This window comes from Mesorhizobium sp. M2E.F.Ca.ET.219.01.1.1, from assembly GCF_004016445.2.
Taxonomy (GTDB): domain Bacteria; phylum Pseudomonadota; class Alphaproteobacteria; order Rhizobiales; family Rhizobiaceae; genus Mesorhizobium.
Genome location: NZ_SADT02000276.1, coordinates 1 through 285, shown reverse-complemented (window position 1 = coordinate 285; position 285 = coordinate 1). Strand labels below are relative to the sequence as shown.

General features: G+C 66.3%; 1 protein-coding gene. It reads left to right on the top strand.

What is annotated here, in order from left to right; all coding sequences use genetic code 11:
• The coding region (locus EN862_RS35815) for a di-heme oxidoredictase family protein (protein WP_281035879.1) at positions 1-285 on the top strand (285 nt) is incomplete at both ends.

Below are 285 nucleotides of genomic sequence, written 5' to 3'. Positions count from 1 at the left end.
CGTCACCAGGCCAACCGCGGATTTCTCCAAACCCGAGCCGTTCGAGCTGATGCAGGGTGGCGCCGGCACGTCGCGCAAGGACGTCAGCCGCGACGCCTTCTCGCAGCCCTCCGCCAACATCACCTTCGAGGAAGAAGGCACCTTCAGGCTCGGCAATGCGCTTTTCCGCAAGAACTGGGTGTCCTCACCCTCCTCGACCCAGGCATCGGACGGCCTTGGGCCGCTGTTCAACGAGCGCGCCTGCCAGAACTGCCATCTGAAGGACGGCCGCGAGCGGCCGCCGGA